Genomic DNA, 14,166 nt, shown 5'->3' on the forward strand with positions numbered 1-14,166 from the left:
AGCGCCGGGCTCTGCCCGGCGGGCGCATTCATTGGCACGTCCACACACCGCGTAGCGCCGGGCTCTGCCCGGCGGGCGGATTCATTGGCACGTCCACACACCGCGTAGCGCCGGGCTCTGCCCGGCGGGCGCATTCATTGGCACGTCCACACACCGCGTAGCGCCGGGCTCTGCCCGGCGGGCGGATTCATTGGCACGTCCGCGTGCCAACAGCAGCCGGGTAGAACCCGGCGCTACCTGCGCCTGGCCAGGTCTTCCAGCATTTCCCACGACTTCAGCCCGCGCCCGCCCAGGTGGTGCAGCAGTACGGCGCGCATGGCGCGACGCAGGCTGGCAAGGTCGTCGGGGTCGGGTTGGCGGTCCTCGGCCAGTGCCAGCAAAGCACTGCCGGTGGCGGTGCCACGGCGGGGGTCGGCGCCGCGCTCGCTGAGCAGCCGGCGCGGCCCTTCCTGCGGGTCCAGTTCGTAGCGGGCAGCCGGGTCCACCGGCTCGCCGTCGCTGCCATGGGCCAGGTCGAACCCGAACCCCAGGGCTTCCAGCAGGTCGCGCTCGAACCGGCGCAATGTCCAGGCCAACGGCTCGCCGTCGCGCAGGCGCTGGCGGACCAGGCCGTAGTGGTCATACAGCTCGGGCAGTGGATCCTGGCGCGGGGCCAGCCGCATCAGCAGCTCGTTGATGTAGAACCCGGCCAGCATCGCCTCGCCGCCCAGCCGCGGTGCGGCATCCAGGGCTTCGGCACCGCGCAGCTGGGCCAGTTCACCGCGCTGCACGGCACTGAAGCGGATCCACTGCAGCGGCTGCAATGCCGCCCGCAGGGCCTGGCTGCGCGGGCTGCTCACGCCCCGCGCCAGCAGGCCGATCCGGCCGTGCTGCTCGGTCAGTACTTCCACCAGCAGGCTGGTTTCGCGCCACGACCGGGCATGCAGCACGAAGGCGGGTTCGTCATCGATGCGCATGGCGCAGCCGTCAGCGACCCGGCTTACTCGTAGCCGAACGCCTTCAGCGCGGCTTCGTCATCGGACCAGCCTTCACGCACGCGCACCCAGGTCTCCAGGAAGACCTTGGCGCCGAACAGGCGCTCCATCTGCATGCGCGACTTGGCGCCGATGTCCTTCAGGCGGGTACCGCCCTTGCCGATCACGATGGCCTTCTGGCCTTCGCGCTCGACCCAGATCACCGCGCCGATGCGCAGCAGGTTGCCGTCTTCGACGAACCGCTCGATTTCCACCGTGGTGGCGTACGGCAGTTCTTCGCCCAACTGGCGCATGAGCTGCTCACGGACCAGTTCGCCGGCCAGGAAGCGCTGGCTGCGGTCGGTGATTTCATCCTCGCCGAACATCGGCGGGGCTTCGGGCAGCAGCTTGAGCAGGTCGCGCACGAGCGCTTCCAGGCCGTTGCGCTTCTGCGCCGAAATCGGGTGAACGGCGGCGAACGTGCGGCCTTCGGTGACCTGCTGCAGGAACGGCAGCAGCGCCGCCTTGTCCTTGAGCCGGTCGACCTTGTTGACCACCAGCACGACCGGAATGCCCGAGTCGCTGAGCACGTTGAAGGCCAGGGTGTCTTCTTCGTCCCAGCGCCCGGCCTCGATCACCAGCATGCCGGCGTCCACGCCCTCCAGCGAGCCGCGCGCGGCGCGGTTCATTACCCGGTTCATGGCACGCTTCTGCACCCGGTGCAGGCCGGGGGTGTCCACCAGCACCAGCTGCCCTTCCGGGTAGCTGGCAATGCCCAGCAACCGGTGCCGGGTAGTCTGCGGGCGGTTGGACACGATGCTGACCTTGGCGCCCACCAGGGCGTTGGTCAGGGTGGATTTGCCGACGTTGGGGCGGCCGATGACGGCCACGCTGCCGCAATGATGGGGAATTGCTTCGCTCACTTGGAATCCAGTTGCTCGAGGGCGGCCGCGGCCGCCTGTTGTTCGGCCAGCCGTCGCGAGGCACCTTCGCCTTCGGTGCTGACAGCGGGATCGGCTACGCCACAGCGTACCCGGAAGGTCTTGGCATGGTCGTCACCCGACTCTGACAGCAGCTCGTACAGCGGCAGCGTCTTCTGTCGGGCCTGCAACCATTCCTGAAGGCGGGTCTTGGGGTCTTTCTCGGGCTTGCCGGTGGCCGGCAGCGCCTCCATCGAGGGGCCGAACCAGGGCAGAACCACGCCGCGGCAGGCCTCGAACCCGGCATCCAGATAGATGGCGGCCACCACCGCCTCGAGGGCGTCGGCGAGGATGGAATCGCGGCGGTGGCCGCCGGTCTTCATCTCGCCCGGGCCCAGGATCAGCCGGTCGCCCAGTTCGAGGGTGCGGGCGATGACCGCCAGCGCACCTTCACGCACCAGTTCGGCACGGGCGCGGGTGAGCGCACCTTCGTCGGCCTTGGGCCAGCGCTGGTACAGCGCCTGGGCCACCATCATGTTGACGATGCTGTCGCCGAGGAATTCCAGCCGCTCGTTGTTGGGCGTACCGGCACTGCGATGCGTCAGGGCCTGCTGGAGCAGGCCCGGATCTGCGAAGGGGTGGCCAATGCGGTCACCACGTTGGAAAGTCTTAGTCGACACCGGCGAGGGTCAGTTCCTGGTTCGAATCGAATTTGCCCACCACGTCGAGGTTGCCGATCAGTTCACGGCGCACTTCGTAGTTGACCTTCATGTTCCAGCCGCCGTCGATGCGATCGAACTTGACGTTGGCCGGCTTCACGTTTTCCGAGTAGTTGATGTACAGCCGCTTGAAGAACAGGTCCTGCACGCGGGCCGGCTCCATGTTGCCCACGCCCGGCTCCTTGGCCAGGCTCTTCATCGCCGAGCGCACCGAGTAGTACTCCTGGTACATCGGGAACAGCTTCATGCCGACATACAGGCCGAACGCCACCACGATCAGTACCGCCAGGAACGAGGTGAGGGTCATGCCGCGCTGCGTGTTCATCGTCTTCATTGCGTTCTCCCCAGATACGCGAGTGTGATGGATCAATTGATGCTCGAGCCGATCCGCGACGGCTCGAAGCCGTCCTTGCAGAACCACCCCGAGCAGTTCAGCCAGATCAGGAACGCCTTGCCGCGCAGGTTCTCTTCCGGGAGCAGGCCCCAGAAGCGACCATCATCGCTGTTGTCGCGGTTGTCGCCCATCACCAGGTACTTGCCGGCCGGCACCGTCCACTGGCCTGCGCCACGCGGGTAGTCGGTTTCCAGCACGGTATGGGTGCGGCCCGGCAGGTGCTCGACCAGCAGCGAGCTGCCCTCGCCCTGGCCGCGATGGCCGGCATACAGGCCCTTGTTGTCGTACTTGACCGGTTCGCCGTTGAGGATCAGCCCGTCCCCCTCGAACACGATCTCGTCACCGGGGATGCCGATGACGCGCTTGATGAAATTCTCGCCCTTGGCCGGATCGTTGTCCGAGTGGCCCGGGAAATGGAACACCACCACGTCGCCGCGCTTGGGTTCGCCCAGCGGGACGACCTTGGCATTGTTCAGCGGCAGCCGCAGGCCGTAGGAGAACTTGTTGACCAGGATGAAATCGCCGATCAGCAGGTTGGGCATCATCGAGCTGGACGGGATCTTGTACGGCTCGGCGATGAAGCTGCGCACCACCAGCACGATGGCCAGCACCGGGAAAAACGCCCGGGCGTAGTCGACCGCCACCGGCTCGGAATCCAGCAGGCCGGCGCGCGCGGCACGGCGCTTGGCGAAATACAGCTTGTCGGCCAGCAGGATCAAACCCGAGGCCAGCGTCAGTACGACCAGGAGGATCTCAAACAATTTCATGCGGTGTCCTTGGGCAACGGGTGCAGCGGTGCGGGTGCAACGGCTACGGGGCCATCCCTGCGCGCCCGGCGGCACCTGGCGGGTGCCGCGCGGTGGCCGGGCGACCTGCCGGCCTTACTTGTCCATCTGCAGCACGGCCAGGAAGGCTTCCTGCGGGATTTCCACGCGGCCAACCTGCTTCATGCGCTTCTTGCCTTCCTTCTGCTTTTCCAGAAGCTTCTTCTTGCGCGAAACGTCGCCACCATAGCACTTGGCCAGCACGTTCTTGCGCATCGCCTTGACCGTGGTGCGGGAGATGATCTGCGAGCCGACGGCCGCCTGGATGGCCACGTCGAACTGCTGGCGCGGGATCAGTTCCTTCATCTTCTCGCAGAGCTCGCGGCCCCGGCGGTCGGCATGGCTGCGGTGCACGATCAGCGACAGGGCGTCGACCTTGTCGCCGTTGATCAGCACGTCCACGCGGACGAACGGACCGGCGTCGAAACGCACGAAGTGGTAGTCCAGCGACGCGTAGCCGCGGCTGACCGACTTGAGCTTGTCGAAGAAGTCCAGCACCACTTCGGCCATCGGCAGCTCGTAGCTGATCTGCACCTGGCTGCCCAGGTAGTTGATGCCGATCTGGCTGCCACGCTTTTCTTCGCACAGCTTGATGATGTTGCCGATGTACTCCTCGGGGGTGAGTACGTTGGCGCGGATGATCGGCTCGCGGATCTCCTGCACATGGTTGACCGGCGGCAGCTTGGCCGGGTTGTCCATGTTAATGATCGTGCCGTCGGTCTTGAGCACCTCATAGACCACGGTCGGCGCGGTGCTGATCAGGTCCAGGTTGTACTCGCGCTCCAGGCGCTCCTGCACGATTTCCATGTGCAGCATGCCCAGGAAGCCGCAGCGGAAGCCGAAGCCCATGGCCTCCGAGCTTTCCGGCTCGAAGCGCAGCGCCGCGTCGTTCAGGCGCAGCTTGTCCAGCGCTTCGCGCAGGTCCGGGTAGTCTTCGGCGTCGACCGGGAACAGGCCGGCGAACACGCGCGGCTGCATTTCCTGGAAGCCCGGCAGCGGCTTGGCGGCCGGGTCGGCGGCCAGGGTCAGGGTGTCGCCGACCGGCGCGCCGTGCACGTCCTTGATGCTGGCGGTGACCCAGCCCACTTCACCGGCCCGCAGCGCCGGCAGCACCTTGCGCTTGGGGGTGAACACGCCGACGTTGTCGACCTGGTGGGTACGGCCGGTGGACATCACCTGCAGCTTGTCGCCGGCCTTGATCTGGCCCTGCATCACGCGCACCAGGGAGACCACGCCCAGGTAGTTGTCGAACCACGAGTCGATGATCAGCGCCTGCAGCTTGTCGGTATCGCGCGGCACCGGCGGCGGAATGCGATGCACGATCGCCTCCAGCACGTCGACCACGTTCAGGCCGGTCTTGGCACTGACCGGCACCGCGTCGGTGGCGTCGATGCCGATGACGGCCTCGATCTCGGCCTTGGCGCGCTCGATGTCGGCGGTGGGCAGGTCGATCTTGTTGATCACCGGCACCACTTCCAGACCCTGCTCGACGGCGGTGTAGCAGTTGGCGACCGACTGCGCTTCCACGCCCTGGGCGGCATCGACCACCAGCAGCGCGCCTTCGCAGGCGGCCAGCGAGCGGCTGACTTCATAGGAGAAGTCGACGTGCCCGGGGGTGTCGATGAAGTTCAGGTGGTAGGTCTGGCCGTCTTTTGCAACATAGGGCAAGGAGACCGACTGGGCCTTGATGGTGATGCCGCGCTCGCGCTCGATCGGGTTCGAGTCGAGCACCTGCGCCTCCATTTCGCGGGCCTGGAGGCCACCGCAAAGTTGGATGATGCGATCGGCCAGCGTGGACTTGCCGTGGTCGACGTGGGCAATGATGGAGAAGTTGCGGATGAATCGCATCGAATCAGAAGACATAGGTGGCGGCGGCGCGTCGCGTCGTCAGGATGACTGCGGATTATCGCATGGCCGGCCCGGTCCCGCGTGCGACCGCCCGCGATTGGCGTGATCGGCCCGCCAGAAACGACCGGGCCCGCCGAAGCGGGCCCGGAAACGTAACGCTGGCGGGGCTTACTGCCCGGCCTTGATCGCCACGAAGGCGCTGTTGCCCGTGGCCCGGACCAGCAGCATGACCACATCGCCCTTCTTGTAGGTGGCCAGCGCCTTGTCCAGCGCGGCCACGCTGCCGACCGGGGTACGCCCGACCTGCAGCACCACCATGCCGGGGGACACACCGGCGTCGCGCGCCGATGCCCCATTGACGCGGGTCACCCGGACGCCCTCGCCCGCCCCCAGGCCCAGCTGCTTGCGCTGGGCGGCGGTCAGGTCGGCCACCTCCAGCCCCAGCAGGGCGTTGGAACCGGTCTGCGGCGCGGCGGCCTCGGCAGCGGGGCGGGCGGTGCCGCGTTCGGCATCTTCGGCCAACTCGGTCAGGGTGGCGGTGATGTCGCGCTCCTTGCCGTCGCGGACCACGCCCAGGCGGACCTTGCTGCCCGGCGGCAGCGCGCCGATCAGCGGCGGCAGGTCGCTGAAGGTGTTGATGGGGCTGCCGTTCACCGAGCGGATCACGTCGCCCGGTTCCACCCCGGCCTTCAGCGCGGCACTGCCCGGCACCACTTCATTGACCAGTGCGCCGCGGCTGTCGGACAGGCCCAGGCCCTGCGCCTTGAGCCCGTCGATCGGCCCCACGGCGGCGCCCAGCTGGCCGCGGCTGACCCGGCCGGTCTTCTTGATCTGCTCGACCGCGCCCATGGCCAGGTCGATCGGGATGGCGAAGCTGATGCCCATGTAGCCGCCGGAGGCGGAGAAGATCTGCGAGTTGATGCCGACCACCTCACCGCGGGTATTGAGCAGCGGGCCGCCCGAATTGCCCTGGTTGATGGCCACGTCGGTCTGGATGAACGGCACGTAGCGCTGGTCGGCGCCGCCGGTGCTGCGCCCGACCGCGCTGACCACGCCGGCGGTGACCGAGTGGTCCAGCCCGAACGGCGAGCCGATCGCGACCACCCACTGGCCGGGCTTGAGCGTGTTGGAATCGCCCACGCGCACGGTAGGCAGGTTCTTGCCGTCGATCTTGAGCAGGGCCACGTCGTACTGCTGGTCGCTGCCGATCACCTTGGCGGTGAACTCGCGGCGGTCGCCCAGCTTGACCTTCACTTCGCTGGCGTCGGCGACCACGTGGTAGTTGGTCAGCACGTAGCCGTCGGCGGAAATGATGAAGCCCGATCCCATGCCGCGGCCCTGGATGCGCGGGCTGTCGTCCTGGCCGCCGGGACCCTGCCCCGGCATCTGGAAGTCCGGCCCGAAGAAGCGCCGGAAGAATTCGGGCATCTCATCGTCGCCGCCCGGGCCCATGCCGCGGGCCTGGCGGTTGCTGCGCACGATGGTGGTTTCCACGTTGACCACGCCCGGGCCGACCTGTTCGACCAGGTTGGTGAAGTCCGGCAGGCCGCTGACCAGCTGCGGGGCGGGCGCGCGCGGTGCCGCGGCGGGAGCGGCGGCCACGGGAGCGGCGGGGGCCGGCGCCTGGGCGCAGGCCATCAATGGCAGGGTCAGGGCCAGCAGGGTCATGGCCTGGCTACGCATGCGGGGAGTCATCGGACGTCAGCCTCCGGATCGGGACGTGGGGAAAAGCGGGGGCGTTCCGGCCACGGGGCCGGACGCAAGGTGTGCGTGAGCGGATGCGACGACAGGGTCAGTCGCGATGCCGACGCGGCGCGGGGGCGGCCGGATCGACCTCCTGCAGGCGCGGCTCGAACGGGTAGAACGCGGCCTGCGGCTCCTGCGTGGAGAAGCTGGCGTTGAGCGCCCCGCCAGCCGCCGGGGCCAGGGTCGAGCGCGGCCACGGCTTGGCCTGCAGCGCGGCGACGTCGCCGAACGGCAGGGCACGGGCAGTGGCGGCGGGCATCACCGGCACCGGCACGGCCTGGCTGGCCACGGCACGCTGCGGCTCGGCGCTGCGTTCGCCGGCGCTGCGCGCGGCCTGCTGGGTACGGGTGGCGCTGGCGCGGCGCACAGCGGCCACGTCCTGGCGACGGCTGGCGGCCGCCACTGCCGCCGCCGGCACGGCGGCCACGGCAACGACTGCGTCCACCGGCGCCGGCGCGACCGCCGGGGGGCTCGGCGGCAACGTGGCCTGGCTGGCGATGATGGTGGTGGCGGGGGCGTCCAGCGGCGTCTCGCTGGGCAGCTGTTCGCGGGTCATGAACATCGCCACTGCGGCGACCGAGGCCGCCAGCGCGGCGCCACCGCCCCACCGACGCCAGCCACCGCGGCGTTCGCGATTGCGTTCGACTGGCGCCACGTGCGCCAGCGGGGCCGGTTCGGCGGCGACCGCACCGCGCACGCGCGCGGCGAAATCCACCGGGGCCGGTGCGCAGGCCTGGCCGCGCAGCACGTCGCCCAGCACCTGCCAGCGCTCGTGGCAACCGGCCAGCGCCTCATCGTGCTCCAGGCGGCGCAGCATGAAGCGCGCCTCGTCGGGCGACAGTGCGCCATCAATCAGCGCCGACAGCTGCTGGCGGTTGTGCGTGTCGATCTTGTCCGGCGTGGTGCCGGCGGTTCCAGGAATTGGCATGTGTTCGCTCATACGCGGCTCTTCTCGCGGGTGGCACTGCCGATATCCAGCAGCGGCCGAAGTTCAGTGTCGATCGCCTCGCGGGCGCGGAAGATCCGCGACCGCACGGTGCCGATCGGGCACCCCATCTTCTGCGCGATATCTTCGTAACTCAGCCCGTCCACCTCGCGCAGAGTGATGGCTGATCGCAGTTCTTCCGGCAACGCCGCCACCGCCTTCATCACCGTCTGCTCCAGCTCCTGGCGCATCAACTCGCGCTCGGGAGTGTCGGTGTCGCGCAGGCGGGTGCCGCTGTCGAACTGCTCGGCGTCACCGATGTCGATGTCATCGGTGGGCGGGCGGCGGTTGTGGGCGGCAAGGTGGTTCTTGGCAGTATTCACGGCTATCCGGTGCAACCAGGTATAGAACTGGGCGTCGCCCCGGAAACTGCCGATCGCGCGGTACGCGCGGACGAACGTGTCCTGTGCGACGTCCTGACATTCACTCCAGTCGGCGATGTAGCGCCCGATCAGCGCCACGATCCGATGCTGGTACTTGCGCACCAGGACATCGAACGCCGCACTCTCGCCGCGCTGCACGCGCCGGACCAGCTCCAGGTCCAGCTCCTGTGGTGTTTCAACCTCGGCCATGTGGGGCCGCACTCCTGTCAGCCCGACCAACGTCGAGCAATGAGACTGCCAATCCCGGGAAAAGTTCAGCGACCGATCACACGACGCCGCACCAGCTTTTAACCACCGTTCCGTTAAGGTTCCCGCTCACGGCACTGAACCGGGCCTGCCCATCCCCCAGCTATTGGGATTTGACGGGGAGGAAACAACCTCTGGATCATAGCCCCCTTCTCCATACACAACCGGATGGAACGTTCCCATGCTCTCAGGCTTCGATGGGCTCCGCTTCGCACATTGGCACCCGCAGATCCGTGATGATGGTGTGGTGGTGCTCAGCCTCGACCGCCACGACAGCAGCGTCAACGCGATGTCCCAGGACGTTCTGCTGGAACTGGGCGACCTGATCGAACGCATCGCCATGGACCCGCCCAAGGCGGTGGTTATCCAGTCGATCAAGCCGGCCGGCTTCATTGCCGGTGCGGACTTGAAGGAGTTCCAGGAATTCGACCGCCGCGGCACCGTCAACGACGCCATCCGCCGCGGCCAGAGCACCTACCAGAAGCTGGCCGAGCTGCCCTGCCCGACCGTGGCCGCCATTCACGGGCATTGCCTGGGCGGCGGCACCGAGCTGGCGCTGGCCTGCCGCTACCGCGTGGCCTCCAACGATCCGTCCACCCGGATCGGCCTGCCGGAAACCCAGCTGGGCATCTTCCCCGGCTGGGGCGGCAGTTCGCGCCTGCCGCAGCTGGTGGGCGCGCCGGCGGCGATGGACATGATGCTGACCGGTCGCAACCTGTCGGCATCGGCCGCGCGCAGCATCGGCCTGGTCGACAAGGTCGTGGCGCCGGCGGTGCTGCTGGATACTGCCGTGGCACTCGCGCTGACCGGCACCACCCGGCCGTTCAAGCAGCGCGCCACTGCCTGGGCCACCAACACCTGGCTGGCGCGCAAGCTGCTCGCCCCGCAGATGGCCAAGCAGGTCGCGCGCAAGGCCAAGAAGGACCATTACCCGGCACCGTACGCGCTGATCAACACCTGGGCACGCACCGGCGGCAGCCCGATCCAGGCCCGCCTGGATGCCGAACGCCGTGCGGTGGTGAAGCTGGCCGGCACCCCGACCGCGCGCAACCTGATCCGCATCTTCTTCCTCACCGAACGCCTGAAGGCGCTGGGTGGCAAGGACCATGGCATCAGCCACGTGCACGTGGTGGGCGCCGGGGTGATGGGCGGTGATATCGCGGCGTGGTCGGCCTACAAGGGCTTCAACGTGACGCTGCAGGACCGTGAGCAGCGTTTCATCGACCCGGCGATGGAACGCGCGCAGGCGCTGTTCGCCAAGAAGGTGAAGGACGAGAGCAAGCGTCCGGCGGTGGCCGCGCGCCTGAAGGCCGACCTGGCCGGTGAAGGCGTGGCGCTGGCCGACCTGGTAATCGAGGCCATCATCGAAGATGCCGACGCCAAGCGTTCGCTGTACCAGACGCTGGAGCCGAAGATGAAGGCCGGTGCGCTGCTGACCACCAACACGTCGTCGATTCCGCTGCTTGAGCTGCGCGACCACATCGAGCACCCGGCGCAGTTTGCCGGCCTGCACTATTTCAATCCGGTGGCGCAGATGCCGCTGGTGGAGATCATCCACCACGACGGCATGGCCCCGGAGACCGAGCGCCGGCTGGCGGCGTTCTGCAAGGCGCTGGGCAAGTTCCCGGTGCCGGTGGCCGGCACGCCCGGGTTCCTGGTCAACCGCGTGCTGTTCCCATACATGCTGGAAGCGGCCACGGCGTATGCGGAAGGCATTCCGGGCCCGGTGATCGACAAGGCGGCGGTGAAGTTCGGCATGCCGATGGGCCCGATCGAACTGCTGGATACGGTGGGGCTGGACGTGGCCGCCGGCGTGGGCAAGGAGCTGGCGCCGTTCCTGGGCCTGCAGATTCCGGCTGCATTGCAGACGGTCGAGCAGGGCAAGCGCGGCAAGAAAGATGGCCAGGGTATCTACACGTGGGAAAACGGTCGCGCGCAGAAGCCGGACGTGCCGGCCAACCATGAGGTGCCTGCGGATCTGGAAGACCGTCTGATCCTGCCGCTGCTCAACGAGGCGGTGGCGTGCCTGCACGATGGGGTGGTGGCCGATGCGGATCTGTTGGATGCAGGCGTGATCTTCGGTACCGGGTTCGCGCCGTTCCGCGGCGGCCCGATCCAGTACATCCGGGCGACCGGTGCCGATGCGCTGGTGGAGCGTTTGAAGGTGCTGCAGCAGCGGCACGGCGATCGCTTCGCGCCGCGCCCGGGTTGGGATGCTGCGGTGTTGCGTGAGCCGGTGATGTAAGCCGGGCTGCGCCCGGCGGCTGCTGATGCAAGTGCAACTGCAAGTGCAACTGCAACTGCAACTGCAACTGCAACTGCAAGGGCGACGGCCAGAGCGAAAGCAAAGAGCGTAATGCGGCTCTGGATTGGATCGGGGGCTGGCGGGGTGGGTCAGGTGGCGGGGGACGCCGTGAACCCATCCGTGGGGGCTTGGTCGCGCCATCCATGGCGCTCACACCCCCGCCACCTGACCCACCCCGCCTCCGATAATTGGCCGGTGACGGCAGAACCGCCAACGCGTAGCGCCGGGCTCTGCCCGGCTGCCTGTCGTCATGGGCCTGTTGCCGCAACACCCTGTTGCCCGAATGGGGCATGCAGGGGGTGTGTCTGCGTGCGATCCTGCTGGCCTGTCCACGCCAGCGAGAAAGCCCGCATGACGACGATCATTGCGCCCCGTGTCCACGATATCGGCGGCCTGCAGGTGCGCCGCGCCGTGCCTACGTTGCAGGCGCGCAGCGTCGGTCCGTTCGTGTTCGTGGACCAGATGGGTCCGGCGGTGCTTGCGCCGGGGACGGGCATCGACGTGCGTCCGCATCCGCACATCGGTCTGGCGACGGTGACCTTCCTGTGGTCCGGTGCGATCGGTCACCGCGATACGCTGGGATCGGACCAGGTGATCCGCCCCGGCGACGTCAACTGGATGACCGCCGGGCGTGGCATCGCGCACTCCGAACGTACCCCGCCGCCCGAGCGCGAGCACGACCACCCCATCCACGGCATGCAGACCTGGGTGGCACTGCCGAAGAGCTTCGAGGAAACCGATCCCGGCTTCTTCCACCACGCGGCGGCCACCCTGCCCCAGCAGCGCCGCGACGGTGCCTGGCTGCGCGTCATCGCCGGGCGTGCGTATGGCGAAGAGTCGCCGGTGAAGGTATTCGCCGACACGTTGAATGTGGCGATCGATCTGGATCCGGGTGCGGAAATCGACCTGGATACCGGTCACGTGCAGCGCGCCCTGTACATCCTGGAAGGCGAGGCGCAGCTGGACGGCGTGGACCTGCCCGCGCAGCACCTGGTAATTCCCGAGCTCAATGCGCGCGGTCGCCTGCGCGCCAAGACGCCGGTGAAGGCGATGCTGCTGGGCGGCGAACCGCTGGATGGGCCGCGCCACCTGTGGTGGAATTTCGTGTCCAGTTCCACCGAGCGCATCGAGCAGGCCAAGCACGACTGGGACGCCGGCCGGTTCGGCACCATTCCCGGCGACGACAAGGAATTCATTCCGCTGCCCACCTATTGAGGCGGTGCCGTTCGTCGGCGCCTTGACGCGGCATTCACCCCGATGAACCGCGATTCAGCTACGTTCTGCCTGCCCGTCCCGGGCATCAGGTGGAGAACGATCGATGAGCATGGGCAAACGTCTGGCCGCGGAGTTTCTCGGCACGTTCTGGTTGGTTCTGGGTGGCTGCGGCAGCGCGGTGCTGGCGGCCAAGTTCGGCGGTGATGGCAACCCGCTTGGCATCGGTTTCGTGGGCGTGGCGCTGGCCTTCGGGCTGACCGTGCTCACCGGCGCGTATGCCTTCGGCCACGTTTCCGGTGCGCACTTCAATCCCGCCGTCAGCCTGGGGCTGTGGGCCGGCGGTCGTTTCCCCGCGCGCGACCTGCTGCCCTACATCGTGGCCCAGGTGCTGGGCGGGATCCTGGCCGGTTTCATCCTGCTGCAGATCGCCTCGGGTGCCCCGGGCTTCGCCATCGACGGCAGCCAGGCCGGCGCATTCGCCAGCAATGGCTACGGCACCCTGTCGCCGGGTGGCTACAGCGTGGCCGCAGCGTTCCTGTGCGAAGTGGTGCTCACCGCCTTCTTCCTGGTGGTCATCATGGGTTCCACCCACGGCAATGCACCGGCCGGCTTCGCGCCGATCGCGATCGGCCTGGCGCTCACGCTGATCCACCTGATCAGCATTCCGGTGACCAATACTTCGGTGAATCCGGCGCGCTCCACGGCGGTGGCCGTGTTTGCCGGCAGCGGCGCGCTCAGCCAGCTGTGGCTGTTCTGGCTGGCCCCGCTGCTGGGCGGCCTGATCGGCGGCATCGCCTACAAGTGGATCGGCACCGAGCCGCGCTGAGCCTCGGCGGCCGGGGCCGACGTGGCCCCGGCCGCCTGATTCAGCGCCTCACGGCGCGCAGATGGGACCATCTGAAACAGTTATTTGTAGATCCAGTCACATTCCGTTAAGGTCCGAATCACCACGCCGTCACCTGGCAGGCGAGGTACTCCGGGACGCGCATGGGGAAATGCGCACGGACGGCCTGGGTTGTGTACGGCCCCCGGAACCCCTCTGCCAGCACGACGCGCGGCCACTTCGACCTTTGGGGGAAGCCATGAACATCCTGCGCGCTGCCGTGTGCCTGAGCCTGTTGTTGTCCGCTGCGGCCGTTTCGGCCCAGTCCTCGAACGTGTGCCCGTCCCTGCCCGCCGACAGCGGCCTGCAATGGCAGGAGCAGGCGAGGGCCGACTTCGTCCTGTGCAAGGCCAGCACCGGCGATGGCCGCGAAGTGCTCAGCCTGATGCTGACCGCACGCGACCCGAACCTGCCACTGAGCCGCCCGTTGCGCCAGGAAAAGGGCCTGTTCGCCGGTGAATCGTTGTATTGGTACCAGCCCGACCTGGGCGGCCAGCAGCCGCCGGGCTACGAAACGCGTCGTATCACCGTGGTGAAGTTCGACAAGAACCGCTACGCGCAGATCGCGCTGTATGCCGACGATGCCAAGGAACTGGGCGCGTTGCAGTCGCTCACCCAGGGCATGAACCTCACGCCTGCCGCGGTCGCCGCAGGGCGCTGAGATGGCCGGGATTACCCGTGCTTCTGGCGCGTCATGGGGGTGCCGGCCAGCGGCCGGCAGTGCCCGGGGTGTTGCGGCGTGATG

13 protein-coding genes are annotated in these 14,166 nt (G+C 68.0%); 4 read left to right on the plus strand and 9 right to left on the minus strand.

Going from position 1 to position 14,166, the window contains the following annotated elements; genetic code table 11:
- Positions 1-233 precede the first annotated feature (233 nt).
- From recO to rpoE, 9 genes are all read right to left on the minus strand, one after another.
- On the minus strand, positions 234-956 hold the full coding sequence (gene recO, locus ABIA71_RS15680) for a DNA repair protein RecO (protein WP_354286417.1): 723 nt from the start codon (positions 954-956) through the stop codon (positions 234-236).
- 23 nt (positions 957-979) lie between these two features.
- Complete coding sequence (gene era, locus ABIA71_RS15685) at positions 980-1,876, minus strand: GTPase Era (RefSeq protein WP_038686993.1); 897 nt, start codon at positions 1,874-1,876, stop codon at positions 980-982.
- Positions 1,873-2,553 (minus strand): ribonuclease III, encoded by a 681-nt coding sequence (gene rnc, locus ABIA71_RS15690; RefSeq protein WP_128098210.1) that lies wholly within the window; start codon positions 2,551-2,553, stop codon positions 1,873-1,875. Before rnc ends, era begins: the two co-directional genes overlap by 4 nt.
- Positions 2,543-2,926, minus strand: a complete 384-nt coding sequence (locus ABIA71_RS15695; RefSeq protein ID WP_038686989.1) for a DUF4845 domain-containing protein — start codon at positions 2,924-2,926, stop codon at positions 2,543-2,545. Before ABIA71_RS15695 ends, rnc begins: the two co-directional genes overlap by 11 nt.
- 32 nt (positions 2,927-2,958) lie before the next feature.
- Positions 2,959-3,753, minus strand: coding sequence for a signal peptidase I (lepB, locus tag ABIA71_RS15700; RefSeq protein ID WP_354286420.1), 795 nt, complete (start codon positions 3,751-3,753; stop codon positions 2,959-2,961).
- A 114-nt stretch (positions 3,754-3,867) separates the two neighbouring features.
- On the minus strand, positions 3,868-5,658 hold the full coding sequence (gene lepA, locus ABIA71_RS15705) for a translation elongation factor 4 (protein WP_181394095.1): 1,791 nt from the start codon (positions 5,656-5,658) through the stop codon (positions 3,868-3,870).
- Positions 5,659-5,826: 168 nt separating this feature from the next.
- Positions 5,827-7,353 (minus strand): DegQ family serine endoprotease, encoded by a 1,527-nt coding sequence (locus ABIA71_RS15710; RefSeq protein ID WP_354286423.1) that lies wholly within the window; start codon positions 7,351-7,353, stop codon positions 5,827-5,829.
- A gap of 97 nt (positions 7,354-7,450) precedes the next feature.
- Entirely contained in the window at positions 7,451-8,332 is an 882-nt protein-coding gene (locus ABIA71_RS15715) for a sigma-E factor negative regulatory protein (protein WP_354286424.1), read from the minus strand.
- 8 nt (positions 8,333-8,340) lie between these two features.
- A complete protein-coding gene (rpoE, locus tag ABIA71_RS15720) occupies positions 8,341-8,961 on the minus strand; it encodes an RNA polymerase sigma factor RpoE (protein ID WP_038686981.1) in 621 nt (206 codons plus the stop codon).
- Positions 8,962-9,199: 238 nt separating this feature from the next.
- On the opposite strand from rpoE, the gene ABIA71_RS15725 reads away from it, so the two are divergent.
- From ABIA71_RS15725 to ABIA71_RS15740, 4 genes are all read left to right on the plus strand, one after another.
- The gene (locus ABIA71_RS15725; protein WP_354286427.1) at positions 9,200-11,263 is read left to right on the plus strand and encodes a 3-hydroxyacyl-CoA dehydrogenase NAD-binding domain-containing protein; all 2,064 of its coding nucleotides are present in this window, start codon (positions 9,200-9,202) and stop codon (positions 11,261-11,263) included.
- A gap of 411 nt (positions 11,264-11,674) precedes the next feature.
- Positions 11,675-12,538 (plus strand): pirin family protein, encoded by an 864-nt coding sequence (locus ABIA71_RS15730; RefSeq protein ID WP_354286429.1) that lies wholly within the window; start codon positions 11,675-11,677, stop codon positions 12,536-12,538.
- Positions 12,539-12,641: 103 nt separating this feature from the next.
- Positions 12,642-13,364, plus strand: a complete 723-nt coding sequence (gene aqpZ / locus ABIA71_RS15735; RefSeq protein WP_159497537.1) for an aquaporin Z — start codon at positions 12,642-12,644, stop codon at positions 13,362-13,364.
- A gap of 256 nt (positions 13,365-13,620) precedes the next feature.
- Positions 13,621-14,082 (plus strand): hypothetical protein, encoded by a 462-nt coding sequence (locus tag ABIA71_RS15740; RefSeq protein WP_502961264.1) that lies wholly within the window; start codon positions 13,621-13,623, stop codon positions 14,080-14,082.
- Positions 14,083-14,166: the final 84 nt, after the last annotated feature.

This window comes from Stenotrophomonas sp. 2619, from assembly GCF_040548725.1.
Lineage (GTDB): Bacteria > Pseudomonadota > Gammaproteobacteria > Xanthomonadales > Xanthomonadaceae > Stenotrophomonas > Stenotrophomonas maltophilia_AP.

Bases quoted from the DNA above. Each gene is read 5' to 3' on its own strand.
- lepA (WP_181394095.1), bottom strand. From the start codon at position 5,658: ATGCGATTCATCCGCAACTTCTCCATCATTGCCCACGTCGACCACGGC.
- aqpZ (WP_159497537.1), top strand. From the start codon at position 12,642: ATGAGCATGGGCAAACGTCTGGCCGCGGAGTTTCTCGGCACGTTCTGG.
- ABIA71_RS15725 (WP_354286427.1), top strand. From the start codon at position 9,200: ATGCTCTCAGGCTTCGATGGGCTCCGCTTCGCACATTGGCACCCGCAG.
- ABIA71_RS15740 (WP_502961264.1), top strand. From the start codon at position 13,621: ATGAACATCCTGCGCGCTGCCGTGTGCCTGAGCCTGTTGTTGTCCGCT.
- recO (WP_354286417.1), bottom strand. From the start codon at position 956: ATGCGCATCGATGACGAACCCGCCTTCGTGCTGCATGCCCGGTCGTGG.
- rpoE (WP_038686981.1), bottom strand. From the start codon at position 8,961: ATGGCCGAGGTTGAAACACCACAGGAGCTGGACCTGGAGCTGGTCCGG.
- lepB (WP_354286420.1), bottom strand. From the start codon at position 3,753: ATGAAATTGTTTGAGATCCTCCTGGTCGTACTGACGCTGGCCTCGGGT.
- ABIA71_RS15715 (WP_354286424.1), bottom strand. From the start codon at position 8,332: ATGCCAATTCCTGGAACCGCCGGCACCACGCCGGACAAGATCGACACG.
- ABIA71_RS15730 (WP_354286429.1), top strand. From the start codon at position 11,675: ATGACGACGATCATTGCGCCCCGTGTCCACGATATCGGCGGCCTGCAG.
- ABIA71_RS15695 (WP_038686989.1), bottom strand. From the start codon at position 2,926: ATGAAGACGATGAACACGCAGCGCGGCATGACCCTCACCTCGTTCCTG.
- ABIA71_RS15710 (WP_354286423.1), bottom strand. From the start codon at position 7,353: ATGACTCCCCGCATGCGTAGCCAGGCCATGACCCTGCTGGCCCTGACC.